Annotated in this window: 17 protein-coding genes, 1 tRNA gene and 1 pseudogene; 9 read left to right on the top strand and 10 right to left on the bottom strand. The window is 70.3% G+C overall.

Features of this window, described 5'->3' with window-relative positions:
* Positions 1–259: 259 nt before the first annotated feature.
* A complete protein-coding gene (locus ABZU75_RS11740; protein WP_355552348.1) occupies positions 260–1,516 on the bottom strand; it encodes an alpha/beta fold hydrolase in 1,257 nt (418 codons plus the stop codon).
* A 110-nt stretch (positions 1,517–1,626) separates the two neighbouring features.
* Between ABZU75_RS11740 and ABZU75_RS11735 the strand changes: the two genes are divergently transcribed.
* Complete coding sequence (locus ABZU75_RS11735) at positions 1,627–2,577, top strand: LysR family transcriptional regulator (protein ID WP_355552345.1); 951 nt, start codon at positions 1,627–1,629, stop codon at positions 2,575–2,577.
* 72 nt (positions 2,578–2,649) lie between these two features.
* Here ABZU75_RS11735 and ABZU75_RS11730 read toward each other — a convergent pair whose 3' ends face one another.
* The gene (locus ABZU75_RS11730) at positions 2,650–3,462 is read right to left on the bottom strand and encodes a DUF1684 domain-containing protein (RefSeq protein ID WP_355552342.1); all 813 of its coding nucleotides are present in this window, start codon (positions 3,460–3,462) and stop codon (positions 2,650–2,652) included.
* A gap of 287 nt (positions 3,463–3,749) precedes the next feature.
* On the opposite strand from ABZU75_RS11730, the gene ABZU75_RS11725 reads away from it, so the two are divergent.
* The gene (locus ABZU75_RS11725; protein WP_355552339.1) at positions 3,750–5,312 is read left to right on the top strand and encodes a family 10 glycosylhydrolase; all 1,563 of its coding nucleotides are present in this window, start codon (positions 3,750–3,752) and stop codon (positions 5,310–5,312) included.
* Between the two features lie 125 nt (positions 5,313–5,437).
* Positions 5,438–5,608 (top strand): annotated as a pseudogene (locus tag ABZU75_RS11720) (IS982 family transposase); the annotation flags it as partial.
* 108 nt (positions 5,609–5,716) lie between these two features.
* Here the strand turns inward: ABZU75_RS11720 and ABZU75_RS11715 are convergent.
* Complete coding sequence (locus tag ABZU75_RS11715; RefSeq protein WP_355552336.1) at positions 5,717–6,619, bottom strand: nucleoside 2-deoxyribosyltransferase domain-containing protein; 903 nt, start codon at positions 6,617–6,619, stop codon at positions 5,717–5,719.
* A 126-nt stretch (positions 6,620–6,745) separates the two neighbouring features.
* On the opposite strand from ABZU75_RS11715, the gene ABZU75_RS11710 reads away from it, so the two are divergent.
* The gene (locus ABZU75_RS11710; protein ID WP_355552333.1) at positions 6,746–7,588 is read left to right on the top strand and encodes an isocitrate lyase/phosphoenolpyruvate mutase family protein; all 843 of its coding nucleotides are present in this window, start codon (positions 6,746–6,748) and stop codon (positions 7,586–7,588) included.
* A 146-nt stretch (positions 7,589–7,734) separates the two neighbouring features.
* Here ABZU75_RS11710 and ABZU75_RS11705 read toward each other — a convergent pair.
* A tRNA-Lys gene (locus tag ABZU75_RS11705) sits at positions 7,735–7,808 on the bottom strand.
* Positions 7,809–7,909: 101 nt separating this feature from the next.
* Between ABZU75_RS11705 and ABZU75_RS11700 the strand changes: the two genes are divergently transcribed.
* The gene (locus ABZU75_RS11700; protein WP_350912622.1) at positions 7,910–8,761 is read left to right on the top strand and encodes a MoxR family ATPase; all 852 of its coding nucleotides are present in this window, start codon (positions 7,910–7,912) and stop codon (positions 8,759–8,761) included.
* A 40-nt stretch (positions 8,762–8,801) separates the two neighbouring features.
* Positions 8,802–10,154: a VWA domain-containing protein gene (locus ABZU75_RS11695; RefSeq protein WP_355552329.1), complete on the top strand. Its 1,353-nt coding sequence runs from the start codon at positions 8,802–8,804 to the stop codon at positions 10,152–10,154.
* 80 nt (positions 10,155–10,234) lie between these two features.
* On the opposite strand, the gene ABZU75_RS11690 is transcribed toward ABZU75_RS11695, so the two are convergent.
* Positions 10,235–10,993: a nuclease-related domain-containing protein gene (locus ABZU75_RS11690; protein WP_355552325.1), complete on the bottom strand. Its 759-nt coding sequence runs from the start codon at positions 10,991–10,993 to the stop codon at positions 10,235–10,237.
* 205 nt (positions 10,994–11,198) lie between these two features.
* Here ABZU75_RS11690 and ABZU75_RS11685 point away from each other — a divergent pair, with 205 nt between their 5' ends.
* Positions 11,199–11,801 (top strand): TetR/AcrR family transcriptional regulator, encoded by a 603-nt coding sequence (locus tag ABZU75_RS11685; protein ID WP_355552322.1) that lies wholly within the window; start codon positions 11,199–11,201, stop codon positions 11,799–11,801.
* Positions 11,802–11,861: 60 nt separating this feature from the next.
* Here the strand turns inward: ABZU75_RS11685 and ABZU75_RS11680 are convergent, their stop codons facing one another.
* From ABZU75_RS11680 to ABZU75_RS11670, 3 genes are all read right to left on the bottom strand, one after another.
* Complete coding sequence (locus tag ABZU75_RS11680; RefSeq protein ID WP_355552319.1) at positions 11,862–12,971, bottom strand: acyl-CoA dehydrogenase family protein; 1,110 nt, start codon at positions 12,969–12,971, stop codon at positions 11,862–11,864.
* 28 nt (positions 12,972–12,999) lie between these two features.
* A complete protein-coding gene (locus ABZU75_RS11675) occupies positions 13,000–14,169 on the bottom strand; it encodes an acyl-CoA dehydrogenase family protein (protein ID WP_355552470.1) in 1,170 nt (389 codons plus the stop codon).
* Positions 14,170–14,275: 106 nt separating this feature from the next.
* Positions 14,276–14,410: a hypothetical protein gene (locus ABZU75_RS11670; RefSeq protein ID WP_355552316.1), complete on the bottom strand. Its 135-nt coding sequence runs from the start codon at positions 14,408–14,410 to the stop codon at positions 14,276–14,278.
* A 196-nt stretch (positions 14,411–14,606) separates the two neighbouring features.
* On the opposite strand from ABZU75_RS11670, the gene ABZU75_RS11665 reads away from it, so the two are divergent.
* Positions 14,607–15,194, top strand: a complete 588-nt coding sequence (locus ABZU75_RS11665; RefSeq protein WP_355552313.1) for a GNAT family protein — start codon at positions 14,607–14,609, stop codon at positions 15,192–15,194.
* 101 nt (positions 15,195–15,295) lie between these two features.
* Here ABZU75_RS11665 and ABZU75_RS11660 read toward each other — a convergent pair whose 3' ends face one another.
* A complete protein-coding gene (locus ABZU75_RS11660) occupies positions 15,296–15,874 on the bottom strand; it encodes a TetR/AcrR family transcriptional regulator (RefSeq protein ID WP_355552310.1) in 579 nt (192 codons plus the stop codon).
* Positions 15,875–15,947: 73 nt separating this feature from the next.
* On the opposite strand from ABZU75_RS11660, the gene ABZU75_RS11655 reads away from it, so the two are divergent.
* Positions 15,948–17,111, top strand: a complete 1,164-nt coding sequence (locus ABZU75_RS11655; protein ID WP_355552307.1) for an FAD-dependent oxidoreductase — start codon at positions 15,948–15,950, stop codon at positions 17,109–17,111.
* 15 nt (positions 17,112–17,126) lie between these two features.
* Here the strand turns inward: ABZU75_RS11655 and ABZU75_RS11650 are convergent, their stop codons facing one another.
* On the bottom strand, positions 17,127–18,014 hold the full coding sequence (locus ABZU75_RS11650; protein ID WP_355552304.1) for a DMT family transporter: 888 nt from the start codon (positions 18,012–18,014) through the stop codon (positions 17,127–17,129).
* Positions 18,015–18,057: the final 43 nt, after the last annotated feature.

Here is an 18,057-nt window from a genome sequence, read left to right as displayed (position 1 = left end):
TCACACGAGAGTGTCGAGCTTGTCGGCCCGTTCGCGCCTGCCGGGGAGCCGCAGGTCAAGGCCGCCCATAACCGGTGGGTTATGGGCAGTTGAGATGGACACGATGAGCCCTTTCCCATAATTCACGGGTTATGGAAAAGGGGCGCTACTCCGCGAAAGGCGATCGACGCTCGTACACCACCGGCCGGACACCGGGCCGCCGGTTCCGTACGCGCCGCCGGAAGGCACGGGAAGCCGAGCGCCCGTCGTTTCCCCAGGCTCACCGGCGGACCATCGCGATGAGCCGGTCCAGCACGGTCTCGCCCGAGACCCTCAACCCGTCGTGGACGTACTCGTTGGTGATCCAGGAAGTCAGGTCACGCACCGTGCTCGCGGTGCGAAGGGAACTGTCGCGGTCCACGTACAGGTCGTCGTGATAGATCACCGCCGCCACCGGAACGGTGTTGCCGCTCAGCCGGTCCGGGTCGTAGAGGCGTGGCCAGGACTCGCAGGCGGCCAGTGCCTCGGCGCAGGCCCGCAGCGGGACCAGCGCCGGGTCCTCGTCGAAGAACCACGGGAAGATCATCTCGCCGAAGAACCGGACGGGGCCGCCCTGCTCCACATCGAACTCGGGGAACTCGCCCAGCGCGCGGTGCGCGGCCCAGTTGGAGGCCCCGCCCTGGCAGTAGGACGCCTCGTGCAGCAGCGCGTACAGCGGGTGCTCGGCGTAGGAGACCAGCGCGTCCACCCGGCGCAGGAGGACGTCGGACAGCTCCTTCTCACCGGCGAACGCCTCCTCCAGCAGATGGTGCAGCGTGTCGAACCTGCTCTCCGTGCCGAACGTGATCCCGAGGGTCTGGAAGCGCCGCGGGGTCAGCCGCTCCCCGCCGGGCAGGAACACCTCCTGCCGTTGCAGGTGGTCGGCCACCTGACGGGCGATCGCCAGGTCACCGGGATAGCGGGCGAAGAACCGCTCGTTGTGCGCCAGGACGCGGGGGTAGGCCGCCCGGTACACGTCCTCGGGCCGGTCGGCCAGCGGCGGCAGCCCACCCGCGATCATCACCTCGCGCAGCCCCTCGGGGGCCAGCGACAGGTAGGTCAGCGCGCAGAACCCGCCGAAACTCTGCCCCAGCAGGCTCCACGGCCGGTCCCCGAGAAGGCGCGCGCGAAGCAGTTCGGCGTCCCTGACGATGGCATCGGCCCGGAAATGGCGCAGGTAGGCGGCGGGGTCGTCGAGGCCGGCCAGGGTCTGCCGGTTGGCGGGAGTGCTGCGCCCGGTGCCGCGCTGGTCCAGCAGCAGCACCCGGTACTCCCTGGTGGCCCGGTGCAGCCACCCGACCGGCGAGCGGGGGGCACTGTGGCCGGGGCCGCCCTCCAGGTACAGCAGCCACGGCAGGTCGTCCCCCTGCCGCCCCGCCGCGACCACCTCCCGCGCGAACACCTCGATCGTCGCCCCGTCCGGGCTGGAGTGGTCCAGCGGGACGGTGATCGTGTGATCGGTGAAGACGAGGTCGGAACGGCGGTAGGTCACTGGCATAGGGGTTCCTTCGGAAGTAGGGATCACCGTCAACTGTGCGCCAAACGAGGGAACCGCGTCTTATCCCAGAGACATATAAATCCAGCGTTATGCCGCACTATATTTGGCCCATGCAGCTGGAGCTACGGCACCTTCGAGCGTTATGCACCATCGCCGGCGCGGGGAGTCTCAGCAAGGCGGCGGCCTCCCTGGGCGTCTCCCAGCCCGCCCTGACCGCCCAGCTGCACCGGATCGAGTCCACGCTCGGCGGCCAGGTCTTCCGGCGCAGCCGGTTGGGCGTGACACCGACCCCGTTCGGCCAGTTCGTGCTCACCCGGGCCAGGTCCGCGCTGCACACCGTGGACGAGCTGATGACAGGCACCCTGCCGCCCAGCGGCCAGACGAGCGTCGCCCGCATCGGCGGCTATGCCAACCCCCTGTTCAGCGGCCTGCTGCGGCGGCTGTTCGAGGTCCCGGGGGCCTCGATCACCGTGCACACCGAGCACTCGCCCCGCCTGCTGCTGGATCTGCTGACCTCCCGGCGGCTGGATGCCGCGACCCTCATCGACTACCCCGGCCACGAGCTGGTCATCCCACCCTCGGTGGGCGTGCGTCCCATCGCCGTGGAACCCGTCTTCGTGGCGATGGCCGAGGCCCATCCCCTCGCGGTGCTGGAGGAGGTGCCGCTGGCGGAGCTGGCGGGCGACGACTGGGTGCTCTCGCCGCCGGACGGCGTCGGCTGGCCGGAGTGTTTCGTGACCGCCTGCCAGAACGAGGGCTTCGTCCCGAAGATGCCGTACATCATGATCGAGCCGATGATGATCCGTAATCTCATCGCCGAGAAGCACGCGATCTCGCCCTGCCAGGCCAGCTTCCCCGCAGGACCTGGGCTCGTGGTCCGCCCGCTCGCCGGATCACCGTTGTGGATCAGGCACCTGGCGGCCTGGCGCCGCGACGGCGCCCTCGCCCACCGGGCCGAGGAGCTGACGCGCCTCGCCACCGAGGCCCACCGCGAATCCCTCGAAAGTCAGCCGCACTACACCGCCTGGCGCGCCCGCCACCCGGCGGACCTCCGGCCGTGATCCCGGTTGAACCGGCCGATGCTCTCCCCCGGGGAACGGATGAGCGGGGTCACGGGCGTGCTCATCCGGACGTCAGCCGCGCTCGTAGGGGATCTTCTCGCCTGCCTCGATCGCGACCGGCAGTCGGTTCTCCGCCGGCGGCAGCGGGCAGGTGGCGAAGTCGGTGTAGGCGCACGGCAGGTTCGTGGCCCGGTTGAAGTCCACGGTCACCTGGTTGCCGGCGTCGGGCACCCCCAGTTGCAGGACGCGGTTGGCGGCGTAGGTGGTCACGCCGGAGGTCGCGTCGGTGAACAGGGCGATCAGGCTGCCCGGCGCGTGGCCGTTGAACACCGTCAGGCTCAGCGTCTGCCCGTCGAGCTCGAACTCGACCCGCCCCGGCGCGTCGTAGACGTGCCGCAGCCCTTCCACCGCCGCCCCGACGTCCGTCGGCCGGGGCTCGTCGAACGGCACGTAGCGGCCGGCGACCAGCCATCGCGGGTCCGGCGGGAAGGTCGGCGTGCCGGCGAACGCGACACGCAGCGGGTGGTCCGGGTGTCTCGGCCTGACGATGTCATGCCCGCCCCGCCTGGCCACCTCGATCACCGCGTCACCCCAGGTGGCATTGATCGCGCCGCGTTCGGGGATGAGGCCGAACACGTACCGGCCACGCACCGGTGTGCCGTCCACCACCAGTTCCTCCGCGTCTCCGAGGGTCACGACGACGCCCTCGCCGCCGGTCGACCATTCCCCCGGAGCATCCGGCAGGCGCTGCGGTTCAGAGGTCAGCCAGTGCAGGTTCGTGACGGCGAGGAACCCGTGGGGATCGGCCAGCACCACCTCGTGCCGGTGGTGCCAGTCCTGCCACTCCTGGACGTACGCGGCCGCGTCGATCACTTTGACTGCCATGGCTGCTCCTCGGATGTCATGGAATTTTTCATACTATCCCTACCTCTTATATGGGTTTATGTCCAGTGCCGATCTCCAGGAGACCGACACGCACCCACCACCGGATCACCACCGATCCACCCGAGGCGACCACGGCGCATCCAGGTTTCCCCACCGGGCCGCCTGCCCGAACGCCTTGGAGCGGATCGCATCTCAACGATATTTTCCTTCATTGTCATTGATTTGAAAGTAAGTTTCTGCCAATGTCACGCTCGGCGCCTTCTTCTTCAGCCCCCCCGGAGGTCCGCATGAGCGCACCCACCCGACGTTCCGTCCTGCGCGGCCTGGCCCTGGCCGCGGGCGCGACGACTCTCCCCCTGTCGGCTCTCACCTCGACGCCCGCCTTCGCCGCCGGCAACGCCGACGGCCACATCCCGCCGCTGCGGCAGATGCGCGGGATGTGGATCGCCTCGGTGCTCAACATCAACTGGCCGTCGAAGCCCGGCCTGACCGTCGAGGCGCAGCAGGCCGAGTACCTGGCCTGGCTGGACCTCGCGCGGACCCGTCGGCTCAACTCGGTCTTCGTCCAGATCCGGCCGACCGCCGACGCCTTCTGGCCCTCGCCACACGAACCGTGGTCGGAGTACCTGACCGGCGTTCAGGGCCAGGACCCGGGCTACGACCCGCTGGCCTTCCTGGTCGAGGAGACGCACCGGCGCGGCCTGGCCTTCCACGCCTGGTTCAACCCGTACCGCGTGTCGATGCAGCCGGACCCGGCCAAACTGCACCCCGAGCACCCGGGCCGCAGGAATCCGGACTGGATCGTCTCCTACGGCGGCAAGCTGTACTACAACCCGGGCATCCCCGCGGTGCGGGCGTTCGTGCAGGACGCGATGATGGACGCGGTCACCAGGTACGACATCGACGGCCTGCACTTCGACGACTACTTCTACCCGGTCAACACCACGGCCTTCGACGACGCCGCGGCCTTCGCGCGCTACGGCGCGGGCTTCCCCGATCTCGCCTCCTGGCGGCGCGACAACGTGGACCTGCTCGTCCGGGAGATGCAGCAGCGGGTACGGCAGGCCAAGCCGGAGGTCGCCTGGGGCATCAGCCCCTCGGGCATCTGGCGGAACAGGTCCACCGACCCCCTCGGCTCGGACACCGCCGGCAGCCAGTCGTACGACAACCTGCACGCCGACACGCGGGGCTGGGTCAGGAAGGGCTGGCTGGACTACATCGCACCGCAGATCTACTGGTACATCGGCCAGTCGAACGCCGACTACGCCAAGCTGATCCCCTGGTGGTCCGGCGTGGCGGCGGGCACCGACGTCCAGCTCTGGATCGGCCAGGCCGCCTACAAGGCCGGTGCCGCCGGGCAGCCCGCCCAGTGGTTCCAGCCGGACGAGCTTTCCCGGCACCTCACTCTCAACCGGGACAACCCCCAGGTCGGCGGCGACATCTGGTACAACTCCGGCGATGTACGTGAGGACCGGCTGGGCAGCGTCAGCACCGCCGTGACCGACCACTACACCCGCCCGGCCCTCGCCCCGCTGCTGCCGCGCCTCGCGGACGGCCGGCCACCGCGCCGCCCGGTCCTGGCCACCGCGCACAAGGTGGCCGGTGGCGCCGAGTTGCACATCGTCGCCCCCGGTAGGGACGTCCCGTTCCAGTTCGCGGTCTTCCGGTTCGACCGGCAGGCCGGTCCCGGTGACTTCACCGACGCCCGCAACCTGGTCGCGGTCATCCCCGCAGGCCGCGACGTGCGCTGGGTGGACCCCGAGGGAGCCAGGGGCGCGCACTACCACGTGACGGCCGTGGACCGGGCGAACCGCCAGAGCGAGCCCAGCCACGGCCGCCGGGTCCGCTGACCCGGGTCACCGAGAATCCGCGAGCGGGACCGGAGGTCCAACGCCCCCACCAAGGTGATCGCTCAATGAAGAAAGCCCAGGTCGGCGATGCCGACCTGGGCTTCTCGCAAGTGCGCCGCCAGGGATTCGAACTACTGATCAAAGGGCAGCTCGACCTGGAACAACACGGAGGACGGACCTTCCAGGGCGTCGCGATCCGGGTCGCCCGGCGCATCCTCGCACTGGCCGCCGGAGTCTGGCACAACAACAAGACCGGCGCGCCGATCACCCGTTCGCTGATCGCATTCGATCACTGATCACATCGGGCACGCTCCTCTGCCCTCGTCCGGCGGATAGGTGTGCTCGCGTACTCGGAGGGAGAGGCGACCAGTAGCCACACCATCCTTTCCGGACTACGGTTGTGATCATGAGTGCCGCCTTTTTGCGATCATGAGGGCCGCGGTGACGGTGGCAGTGAGGGTCTCCTCGACAGGCGCGCCGTACCGGTGGGCGACGTAGATCAGGTACCGGTTACGTTCGGGAGAGGGGCAGTCGCTCGGCGCACCGAGCACGGCCCGGCCGGTGCGAACGTCCAGACCCCATTCGACGTTCGTGGTCATGCCTGGGAGGACCCTCATGTCCCTCGGAATCCAGAACAGGATCGCGTCGGAGGCGTCCCGGGCCGCAGACTCCCAGCCGACTTGATGCTCGTAGCGCTCAGCGCGCCGGCGCCCCCGGGACTCGGGGCACAGGACGGTGAGCGGCTGGTCTCCATCCCACTGCGCGGACAGCTCATTGATCGCGTCGGGTCGCCAGGACGGCACGGGGACGGCCTCGTCGGGGGTGGGACCGGCAAGGAACACCGTCGGACTCCCGGGAATGGGCTCCCTGGCGCACACGAGACGGATGTTGGCCGGGACTGCTCCGAGGGTCCAATGCGGCTGAGCCGCGGCTGCCTCAGCGGCGGCCTTGCGTGCGGCGGCCTCGTGCTGCGGCGTCCAGGGGAGCGGCAGTCCGTCGCCCGGACGGCGGGGGACGACATGAACGTGCAGGTGGAACACAGTCTGCGTCGCCGACACGCCTTTGGACGTGATCACATTCGCGGCGTCCATTCGAGCGGCGAGTTCGGCAGCCCGCGCCATCACGGCGCCGGTGACGGCGGGGTCGACGCCGACGTCGGTGACGTGACGGCGGGGGATAACGATGACGTGCCCGGTGGTGGCGCCACCGGAGCGGGGGGTGAAGGCGATCGCGTCGTCCCATTCGGCGACGACACGTGCTGAGGCCCGGCCCCCAGCGATCTCACAGAAGATGCACTTGGCAGTCATGATCAGGCCCCTCTAGTCCGGTCAATGGCGCGATGTGAAGGAGCGGCACTCCCCGTTCGATACTCTGCGGTGCCTTCGCGAAATAGATTTGATCTGGATTCAGTTCCGTCTGATGGAATAACCGGCATGACAACACTTCGTGGCAAGGCCCTGTTGTTCCGCTCGATGCATGTCCCCGGTCGGCCGCTGGTACTGCCCAATGCCTGGGACGTCGCCTCCGCGCGTATCGTGGCGAATGCCGGCGCTGCCGCGGTCGCCACCACCAGCGCCGGTGTCTCGTGGGCCCTGGGCTATGGAGACGGCGACCACCTGGACCGGGACCGCGGCCTCGACCTGATCGCTCGGGTCGCCGCAGCGGTCGACGTTCCGGTGACAGCCGATGTCGAAAGCGGCTACGCGCCCGACCCCGCGGGTGTGGCTGAGACAGTGCGGGGCGTGCTCGCGGCCGGAGCCGTCGGCATCAATCTGGAGGACTCACTCCGCTCAGGCCCGGCCCTACTGCGTCCCATCCTGGAGCAGTCCGAGCGCATCGCGGCTGCCCGTAGTGCTGCGGACACCGCTGGTGTGCCGCTGTTCATCAACACCCGAATCGACACGCACCGTCTGCCGACCGGGGATCTCACGGTATGGCTGAAGGAAACCCTGGCCCGGGCCGAGGCCTACGTGGCAGCCGGCGCTGACGGGGTGTTCGTTCTGGGGGCTCTGAACGCGGAGACCATCACGGCGCTCGTGCGTGCGGTGTCCGTGCCAGTGAACGTCCTGGCGGGTCCTGGGACTCTCACCGTGCCCGCGCTCGCGGCGTTGGGCGTGGCTCGTGTGAGTGCTGGGTCCTCGATCGCCGAGGCGGCCTACGGGCTGGTCGCACGTGCCGCCCGGGAACTGCTCACCGACGGCACCTGTGGAGCCCTTGAGGGCGGTCTTGAGTACGGCACCCTCAATTCATTGCTGCTGGCAGAACCTGGCCGCTGATCCGTGAATAGAACGACGTCGGCGCTGACGAGGCTCGGGGGCCGGGCGCCCCCAGGCCCAGGGGCGAACCCGGGCGACGAACCCGGGCATAAAAGCAACCAGCGCACCCATGATCGAAATCACAGATGCGCTGGTCATATCCACTGTGCGCCGCCAGGGACTCGAACCCCGGACCCGCTGATTAAGAGTCAGCTGCTCTAACCAACTGAGCTAGCGGCGCTTGAAGCTCTTGAAGGATAGCGCACATCGGGCAGGGCTTCGAAATCCGCGACGATCAGCGGCTAAGCTAGAACAACATTCGGTCCTGTACTGGGAGCACACATGTGGTTCGCCTCGCCCGCCGACGCCAGCGAGCGGCTCAGCGCCGTCGACTACCTCTCCGACGACTCCATCGCGACCTCGGTCTTCCTGGCGGGAGCGCTCGGCAAACCACTCCTCGCCGAGGGGCCGGCCGGTGTGGGCAAGACCCAGCTCGCCAAGGCCGTGGCGGCGGCGACCGGGGCGGAACTGGTCAGGTTGCAGTGCTACGAGGGGCTGGACGAGGCCAGGGCGCTGTACGAGTGGAACTACAAGAAGCAGCTGCTGCGCATCCAGGCCGGACAGGACGAGAGCTGGGACGCCACCCACGACGACATCTTCACCGAGGAGTTCCTGCTGGAGCGGCCACTGCTCGCGGCGATCCGCTCCCGGACGCCCACGGTCCTGCTGATCGACGAGACCGACAAGGCGGACGTCGAGGTGGAGGGGCTGCTGCTGGAGATCCTGTCCGACTACCAGGTCACCATCCCCGAGCTCGGCACGATCACCGCCGTGCGCAGGCCCTACGTGGTGCTGACCTCCAACGCGACCCGCGAGCTCTCCGAGGCGCTGAAGCGGCGCTGCCTCTACCTGCACCTGGAGTACCCGACGCCGGAGCGCGAGCGCGACATCGTGCTGGCCCAGGTGCCCACGATCACGACCGCCCTGGCCGAGCAACTCGCCCGTACGGTGGCCACCATGCGCGCCCTGGAGCTGAAGAAGGCGCCCTCGATCGCCGAGACGATCGACTGGGCCAACACCCTGATCGCGCTGGGCAGGACCGAGCTGGACGAGGCGGCGATCGGGGCCACCCTCGGCGTCGTGCTCAAGCACGCCTCCGACCAGACCCGGGCACGCAAGGAGCTGGCCCTGTGACCGGCGCGGAGCGCTCGGCCCACGGGGCGGGAGGCGGAAGGTGAGCCTGCTCGACCGGCACGTGGGGTTCGTGCACGCGCTACGCGAGGCGGGGCTGCCGGTGTCGCTGGCCGAGGGGCTGGACGCGGCCAGGGCACTGGAGGTGATCGACCTGACCGAGCGGGAGTCGCTGCGGGCCGCGTACGCCGCGACGCTGGTCAAGCGGCCCTCGCACCGGCCGGGCTTCGACACGCTGTTCGACCTGTGGTTCCCCGCCTCCACGACCGGCCTGCGGCCCTCGCACGAGACCGAACCGGACCTGGAGACCGCCGAACTCCCCGAGCTGCGCGACAGGCTGGCCGAGCTGTTGCTGGGCGCCGAGGGGATGAACGAGTTCGCGCGGGCCATGGTGGAGCGCTTCGGCCGCCAGGTGGCGAGTCCCGGCAGGCAGAACTGGTTCTCCTACTCGGTGATGCGGGCGCTCTCCCCCGAGACGCTCATGGCGCGCCTGCTCGCCGAGGTCCTCGCCGGCCAGGAGCGCGGCGGGCTGGCCGAGAAGGTCGCCCGGCAGCGGATCGGCGAGAACACCAGGCGCTTCGAGGACGCCGTCTCCCGCGACGTGCGCCGCCGGATCGCGGAGGACTCCGGAATCGAGCGGATCGCCCGATCCTCGGTACGCCCGCCGCTGGAGCAGCTCGACTTCCTGCGGATCACCAAGGCCGACCTGGCCAGGCTCCGCAGGGAGGTGCACCCGCTCGCCCGGCGCCTCGCCGCCAGGCTGACCGTCAAGCACCGGCTCGGCCACCGCGGCCGCCTCGACTTCCGCAGGACCGTACGGGCCTCGCTGTCCAGCGGCGGGGTGCCGCTGACCACCTTCAACAGGCCGCGCCGCCCGCACAAGCCCGAACTGGTCGTGCTCTGCGACACCAGCGACTCGGTCGCCGCCTTCGCCCACTTCACCCTGCTGCTGACCTACGCGCTGCGCGAGCAGTTCACCAAGGTCCGCGCGTTCGGGTTCGTGGACACGGTGGACGAGATCACCCGGTTCTTCGTGCCCGGCGCCGACGTGGCGGAGGCGATGACCCGGCTGGTGAGGGAGGCCGACATGGTGCGGTTCGGCCGGACCAACTACGGCCACGCGCTGGAGACGTTCGCCGAGCGGTACGGCGACGCCATCGGACCGAAGACGTCACTGCTGATCCTGGGCGACGCCCGGTCCAACTACCAGCCGCCCGCGCTGGAGACGCTGAAGCGGCTGACCAGGGACGCCCGGCACAGCTACTGGCTCAACCCGGAGCCGACCGCCCAGTGGGACACCGGCGACTCGGTGGCGACGGCGTACGGGGGGATCGTGCCCATGTACGAGTGCCGGAACGTCGCGCAGCTGGCGGCCTTCATCGAGGAACTCGCCTGAGCGGATTCCACCGGGCGGCGTTCGCGTTCACCGGTCCTCCCACCCATGGTGAGCGGGCCGGGCGCGGTCGGCTCGTACGGTCAGCTCATCCGGCGCAGCACCCGGGCCGCGGTCCTGGCGAGCACCTCCACCTGGGCGTCGTCGAAGTCCGCCCGCGGACCGTCCTTGATCCAGCGCGCGACCAGGCGTGGCTTGAGGAGGGTGAGCCCCTCCGCGGTGACCGACCGCCTGAGCTGCCCGCCGTGCACGGCGAGCAACGGCTCGATGGTGACCGGGATGCCCGTCTCGCGGGAGAGCACCTCGGCCAGTGACTCGGAGACCTCGACGAGCGCCTTCGCCGTTTTCGTGCCGTACTTCTCGCCGAGGAACAGCCGGTCGCCGTACCGGGCGATCTCGGTCTCCGGGTGCCAGGCCTCGTTGTCGACCACCCAGACGCCGCCGGGCCCGATGACGAGGTGGTCGATCGAGGCCTTGCCCGGGATGGCCCGGCCGTCGAGGACGTGGTAGCCGGCCCTGCGCAGCCTGCGGCGGAGCAGCCTGCCGGTGATGGTCTCGCCCCTGCGCTTACCTCGCCAGACGGCGGTGGAGTCGTACTCGCGCCAGGTCCAGAACGCGTCCGCGGCACCGACGAGCAGGCCGCACAGCAGCCCGAGGATCGGCGGGGACAGGTTGAACCGGTAGGCCAGCGCGACGCCCACCGCCAGGCCGACCGCCGCCTTGACCCCGCGCATCTTCCTGCGATGGGCGACTTCCTTGAGCCAGAACTGCTCGTACATGACCTGGGGCGACAGGCCGTGAACCTGGTCGACTGGCGTCACGTAGATAGATCCGCCGGGCATGACGAACCCCCCTGGCTCGATGCGGTCGTGAAGGAAAGTGGGGGGACCTGCCACACTGAAGATCCTTGGACTATGAAATACCCAATTGGGGGCTCCAGCTATCGTCCAATCACGAAGGTGACGCAAGTAACACGTCTCCGTCAATCGGCCGCTGCTTGACCAACCAGTCGGTACGCTTTCCTCCACCACACCATGGGGGACACGCATGACTCAGGACCAGGAGCCGGTGCGGCAGCGCCTGCTCAGCGAGGCCACCCGCCTCTTCGCCGAGCGGGGCTTCGAGGGCACGTCGGTGCAGGGGATCGTCTCGGCGGCCGGTGTCACCAAGGGCGCCATGTACCACTACTTCGATTCCAAGGACGACCTGCTCCGCGAGATCTACGGCCGGGTGCTGCGCATGCAGATGGAGCGGCTGACCCACTTCGCCGAGAGCTCGGGGCCGGTGGCCGAGCGCCTGCACACCGCCGCCGCGGACGTCGTGGCGACCACCGTGGAGAACCTGGACGACTCCAAGATCTTCTTCCGGTCGATGCACCTGCTCACGCCCGACGTCCGCAAGGTCGTCCGCGCCGAGCGGCGCCGCTACCACGAGCGCTTCCGTGACCTGGTCATCGAGGGCCAGCAGGAGGGCACCTTCAGGAAGGACGTGCCCGCCGACATCGTCGTCGACTTCTTCTTCGGCTCCGTGCACCACCTGGGCACCTGGTACAGCACGGAGGGCCCGCTCTCGGGCGCGGAACTGGGGGCGCACTTCGCCGACCTGCTCCTCACCTCGCTCCGCCCGGAGCAGACCCCCTTTACCAAGTAAGCCTTCCAGTTCCCACCCGCTCACGGGCCGGGTGGGGCAGGCCCGCGAGCGGGGAGAAGGTCAGACGGGGGCGGGCAGATCCGCGAGAGCCGCCACGGCCTCCCGGTGGGCGCCGGGGGTGCCGAGCGCGATCTCGGTCGCCTTGGCGCGCTTGAGATACAGGTGCACCGGGTGCTCCCAGGTCATCCCGATCCCGCCGTGGAGCTGGACGCTCTCCTCGGCGACGTGCAGCGCCACCTCGGAACACCACGACTTGGCCACCGCCGCCGCCAGCTCGCGCTCACCGGCCGCCTCCACACCGTCGGGAGGCGAGAGCGGGTGCGGGGCCGTGGCCAGCAGGTCCGCGGCGTTCCTCGCGGCGGCGCGGGCGCGCACCACGTCCAGCCACAGATCGGCCATCCGGTGCTTGATCGCCTGGAAGGACCCCACCGGGCGGGCGAACTGGTGACGCTCCTTGATGTAGGCGAGCGTCGTGCCCAGGCACCACTCGGCGACACCCAGCTGCTCGGAGGCGAGCAGCCCCGCGCCGAAGCTCAGCACGCTCCGCACGTCGAGCCCGCCGAGCGCCAGCCCGGGAGTGTCCGAGAACGTGACGGTGGCGATCGGCCGGGTCAGGTCCAGCGAGGGCAGCACGTCGATCCGGACGTTCTCCGCGTCCACCCGGTAGAGCGCCGTTCCGACGGGCACCAGCAGCACGTCCGCCACGTCCGCGCCGGCCACCGCCCTGATCTCCCCGTTCAGGAGCCCCTCGTCCGTGATGGTGACGGTCTCCGGCAGCGGCCGGTACGGCGAGGCCGCCAGCGACACCGCCAGCGCCGCCGTCGTCTCGCCCGAGGCGAGCTCCTGGATCAGGTCCTCCTCGCCGACGTTCAGCAGGGCCTTCGTGGCGAGCACCGAGCTGGTGAAGAACGGCAGCGGCGCCACCGCCCGCCCCAGCTCCTCCAGCACCACCGCGACCTCGCGCGCCGACGCCCCCGCCCCGCCGTAGTCCTCCGGCACGAGCAGGCCCGCCACCCCGATCTCCCGCGACAGCGTCTTCCACAGGTCCATGTCGTACGGCGCCTCGGACTCGCCCCGCTTCAGCACGGCGTCGGCCGGGCAGCGGTCCGCGAGGAGGCCCCGTACGGAGGCGCGGAGCTCCTCCTCGACCTCGGTGTAAAGCAGTGTCACCGGTCGCTCACCACTTTCGCGTCGTACGTCATCGGGGCAGGTCCTTCCAGGGCACGTCCTTGTCGACGCGGGGCTCCGAGGGCAGGCCGAGCACGCGCTCGGCGACGATGTTGCGCAGGATCTCCGAGGTGCCGCCCTCGATGGAGTTTCCCTTGGCGCGCAGGTAGCGGTATCCGGAACCCCGGCCGACGAAGTCGACGCCTTCGGAGCGGCGGAAGGTCCAGTCGTCGTAGGCCAGGCCCTCCTCGCCGCGCAGCTCGACGTCCAGCCCGGACAGGGCCTGGTTGAGCGAGGCGAAGGCGAGCTTCATACCGGAACCCTCGGGGCCCGGCTGCCCGGCGGACAGCTGCTCGCGCAGCCGCGTCCCGGCCAGGCGGGTCACCTCCGCCTCCACCCACAGGCGCAGCAACCGCTGGTGCAGGTCGTGGGTGCGCAGCTCGGGCCGGGTGCGCCAGGCTTCGGCGACCAGGCCGACCATGCCGCCGCCCCGTTTGACCGGCGCGCCGCCGATGGCGACCCGCTCGTTCATGAGCGTGGTCTGCGCGACCCGCCAGCCGTCGCCGATCTCTCCCAGCCGCAGGTCGTCGCCGAGCCGTACCCCGGTGAGGAAGACCTCGTTGAACTCGGCCTCGCCGGTGATCTGCCGCAGCGGCCTGACCTCGACCCCGGGGGCGTGCATGTCGCACACGAAGTAGGTGAGCCCCCGGTGCTTGGGCAGGTCCACGTCGGTCCTGGCGACCAGGATCGCCCACCGGGAGTGGTGGGCACCGGAGGTCCACACCTTCTGCCCGTCGACGACCCACTCGTCCCCGTCCCTGACCGCGCGGGTGCCGAGCGTGGCCAGGTCGGAGCCGGCGCCGGGCTCGCTGAAGAGCTGGCACCAGATCTCCTCGCCCGTCCACAGCGGGCGCAGGAACCGGCTGCGCTGCTCGTCGGTGCCGAACGCCAGAATCGTGGGTGCGGCCATCCCCAACCCGATCGTCTGCAGCCCGGGGTTGATCTGCGGCGTCCCCGCGAGCTCGTGCTCCACCACGTGCTGCAGCTCGCGGGCGGCCCCGAGCCCGCCGAGCCCCTCGGGGAAGTGCACCCAGGCCAGCCCGGCGTCGAACCTGGCCCGCAGGAACTCCAGCCGATCCCCCGCGGGGTCGTGCGCGGCCAGGAACGCGACAGCGCGCTCCCTGACCGCCTCTTCGTCCAGCGCCACGAACGCTCCCTTCGTCGATCTTCATCGATTCGGGGGCCGGTGACCCCGGGCCCCCTGGCACCGCCCGCAGTCCCGGCACGCGGGAGGGAGAACGGCGAGGTCAGGTCATGTGCTTTTCAAAAGATCCCCAGCGCCCGGCGACCCGGGCCGCGAGCACCGGACGGGCGAGCTCGTCCACGACGTCGAGCGGCCGCCCCCGCGACTGCCCGGTCCCGGCGTGGAACGCGAAATCCATGGGATCTCCTCACGGTCTCCCGAGAGTGTACCGACCAGACGGTACGCCTGTCGACACGCCTGGCCATGCCGAAATTCACGGGATCCCCGTTCCCCGACGGGACGCGGCGGGACGCGACGGGCCCCCGAGTGGTCCCCGGGAAGAGCTGCCGAGTGGACCTTCGGACAGGTCCACCCGGAGCCCTAAAGTCCCTTCCATGACCGCGCAGATGCCCGCTCCCCTCACCCTCGAAGACGACACCGTACGACTGGAACCGCTGACCGGCGGCCACATCCCCGACCTGTTCCTGGCCGGTGGCGGCGACGACGAGGTGTGGCGCTGGATGCCCGCCCCCACCCCGCGCACCGAGGCCGAGCTGGCCCGGATCGCGGCACGGCTGGTCGAGGCACCGAACTACGTGCCGTTCGCGGTGGTGCCGAGGGAGACCGGCCGCGCGGTCGGCTGGACCACCTACATCGACACGCCCGGGTACGCCGACAGCATCGAGATCGGCTGGACCTGGTACGGCAGAACCGTGTGGCGCTCCGCGGTGAACACCGCGTGCAAGATCCTGCTGATCGACCACGCCTTCGACAAGCTGGGCGTGAACCGGGTGCAGCTCAAGACCGACAACCTGAACATCCGCTCACAGGACGCGATCAGGCGCATCGGCGGTGTTCCCGAGGGCACCCTGCGCCGCCAGCGCCGGCGCCCCGACGGCACCTGGCGCGACACCGCCTATTTCAGCATCCTGGACGACGAGTGGCCCGCCCACCGCACCCGCCTCACCGGTCCGGCCCGCTGAACGCCTCTCGAACCGGCCCATCCGGTCTTCCGGATTTCCCCTGGCCCTCGAACCTTTCGAGCTCCGGACCTTCCCGGCCTCCGCGATGCTCCGGCCGAGCCCTACGGGTCTTCCCGGCCGAGCATGCCGCGCAGCAGTTCCCCGACCCCCAGGCGGAGGTCGCCCAGGGTCGGTTCGGCTCCGGCGCCGACCATGGCGTCGAACATGACGCCCTCGCCGAAGGCGACGAGCTGACGCCCGTGCCGTACCGGATCGGCCGACCCGGCGGCGGCGAGCATCGCGACCGCCGGGTCACGGAAGCGCTCGCCGGCCCTGTCATAGATCGTGCGCAGCTCGGGACGGCGGGTGGCCTCAAGCGCCAGTTCGTAGCGGGCGACCGTCCGGCGGCGGCCGACGGTCAACTGCGACCAGAGCAGCTGTGCCGTCATCTCGGTGAGCTCGTCGACCGCGTCCAGCCCCGGTTCGTCGAGGATCGGCGCGAACATGGCGGACTCCAGCCGGGTGAGCCGGTCGAGGGTCAGCTCCAGCAGTGCGGACCGGGTGCGGGCCAGGTTGGAGGTGGACCCCGGCGGCAGCCCCGCCGCCTCGTCCACGGCCCGGTGGGTCAGCCCGCGCATCCCCCGCTCCACGAGCAGGTCGATGGCGGTGTCGGCGATGAGCTCGGCGCGCTGGGACTTCACCCTCGAATACTACATTTGTAGTTTAACTACGGGCGTAGTAACTTCCACTACATCCGTAGTGAAGGAGAGGGTCATGGCACACGCGGCGGTCATCGGAGCGGGCATCGGCGGGCTGACGGCGGCGGTGGCGTTACAGCGGCGGGGCTGGCAGGTGACGCTCTTCGAGCGGGCCGCGTCCCTGGAGCCGGTCGGCTCCGGTCTGGCCGTGGCCGCCAACGCGCTCAGGGCGCTCGACACGATCGGGGCCGGCGACGAGATTCGCGGGCTGTCGGCGATCCAGGGCACGGGCGGCCTCCGGCGCTCCGACGGCAGGTGGCTGGTGAGGACCAGCGCGGAGGCCGCCTCCGCGCGCAACAGCGGCGACTCCGTGGTGCTGCTGCGCCGCGCGGATCTGGTCGACGCGCTCTCCTCACGCCTCGAAACCGGTACGGTCCGGCTGAACACCGAGGTCACCAGGATCGACCCGGACAGCGGCCTGGTGACCTTCGCCGGCGGGCGGACGGAGGCGGACCTGGTGGTCGGAGCCGACGGCATCCACTCCCCCGTCAGGTCCACGCTGTTTCCGGCTCACCCCGCCCCGAGCTACTCGGGCGTCACCGCCTGGCGGCTGCTCGTCCCCGCCTCGGGCGTACCCGGCCAGGCCTACGAGAGCTGGGGGCGCGGAAAGGTCTTCGGGGTCATGCCGCTGGCCGGAGACACGGCCTACTGCTACGCCACCGACACCGTCCCCGCGGGCGGTGGCGGCGGGGACCAGCCGGCCGAGCTGCGCCGGTTGTTCGGAGACTGGCACTCCCCGATCCCGGAGCTGCTCGCCGCCGCCACGCCGGAGCGGGTGCTGCGGAACGACGTCCACCACCTCACCACCCCGCTGCCCGCCATGCACCGCGGCAGGGTCGCACTGCTGGGCGACGCCGCGCACGCCATGACCCCCAACCTGGGCCAGGGCGCCTGCCAGGCGATCGAGGACGCGGTGGTGCTGGCCCACGTGGTCGGCGACGGCACGGGTGCCGTGTCCTTTGGCGGGAACGACGTGCTGGCCGGCTACACCGCCGCCCGGCTGGAGCGCACCTCCAGGATCGTGGCCAGGTCCGCCGCGATCTGCCGCGTCACCCGGATGCGCAACCCGCTGGCCGTGCGGCTGCGCGACACGATGACGGCGCTCAGCTGGCGGCTCGCCCCCTCGCGCGTGAACGGCGCGATGGACGAGGTGCTCGGCTGGACACCGCCCTCCGGGTGACCCGGCGCGGGACGGCTACGGCGAGACCGTCGCCTGTTCGCGCACCGAGGCCGGAACCCCTTGGTCCGGGGAGAGTTTCCCCAGGGTGACCGTCCCCCAGACGAGCAGCGCGCCCGCGAAGAGCGCGGGGACCACGTTCAGCCAGCCGGTGGGCACCGCCTCGTCGAGCAGGAGCACACCGGCGAGGATCGAGGTGATCGGGTCGACCACCTGCACCGCCGCGTAGGAGATGCCGAAGTAACCCACCTCGTAGGTCTTCTGCAGCAACACGACCGCGCAGACGAGCAGCACCGGGATGGCGACCGTGAACCAGCTGAGCAGCGTGCCGAAGTCGCCGCCGAAGTTGCCGCCCACCACCCGGACGAAGGTGGAGACGCTGGCGGTCATCGCTCCCGCGGCGACCGACAGCATGAGTGCCTTGGCCGAGCCGCCCATCTTCCGCCCCAGCAGATGGGTCGCCACGATGACCAGTCCGACGCAGCCGAGGAAGCCCAGCGCCTCCTGGTTCGTCATGTGCGGTTTCACCGGGTGCACGGGAACCAGTAGCAGCAGGCCGAGCAGCCCGACGGCCACCGCGATCGAACCACTGATCTCCGCCCGGTGCGGGCGTCTGCCGTGCAGTATCGCCGCCAGCGGCACCGCGAACACCAGTGTCGCCACGCTGATCGGCTGCACCGCTATCAGCGGCGCGAAGCTGAGGGCGACGGCGTGCAGGGACGCCCCGGTGAACCCGATGACACCGCCGATCCACCAGCGGGGCCGCCTCATCAGCTTCAGCGAGGCGCCCTCGGAGACCGCCTCGAACTGCTGGAGCGCGGCCCCCAGGGCGTAGCCCAGCGCACCGACCAACGCGATCGATATCCCGACCCAGGTCATCGCCACCCCGCGGAGCGAACAGGGCATCTGGGAGGAAGCGCTTCTTGGGTCACCCCGCAAGCTTAGAGCG

Source organism: Streptosporangium sp. NPDC005286 (genome assembly GCF_040607515.1).
Taxonomy (GTDB): domain Bacteria; phylum Actinomycetota; class Actinomycetes; order Streptosporangiales; family Streptosporangiaceae; genus Streptosporangium.
This window is presented reverse-complemented; position numbering and strand designations above follow the sequence as displayed.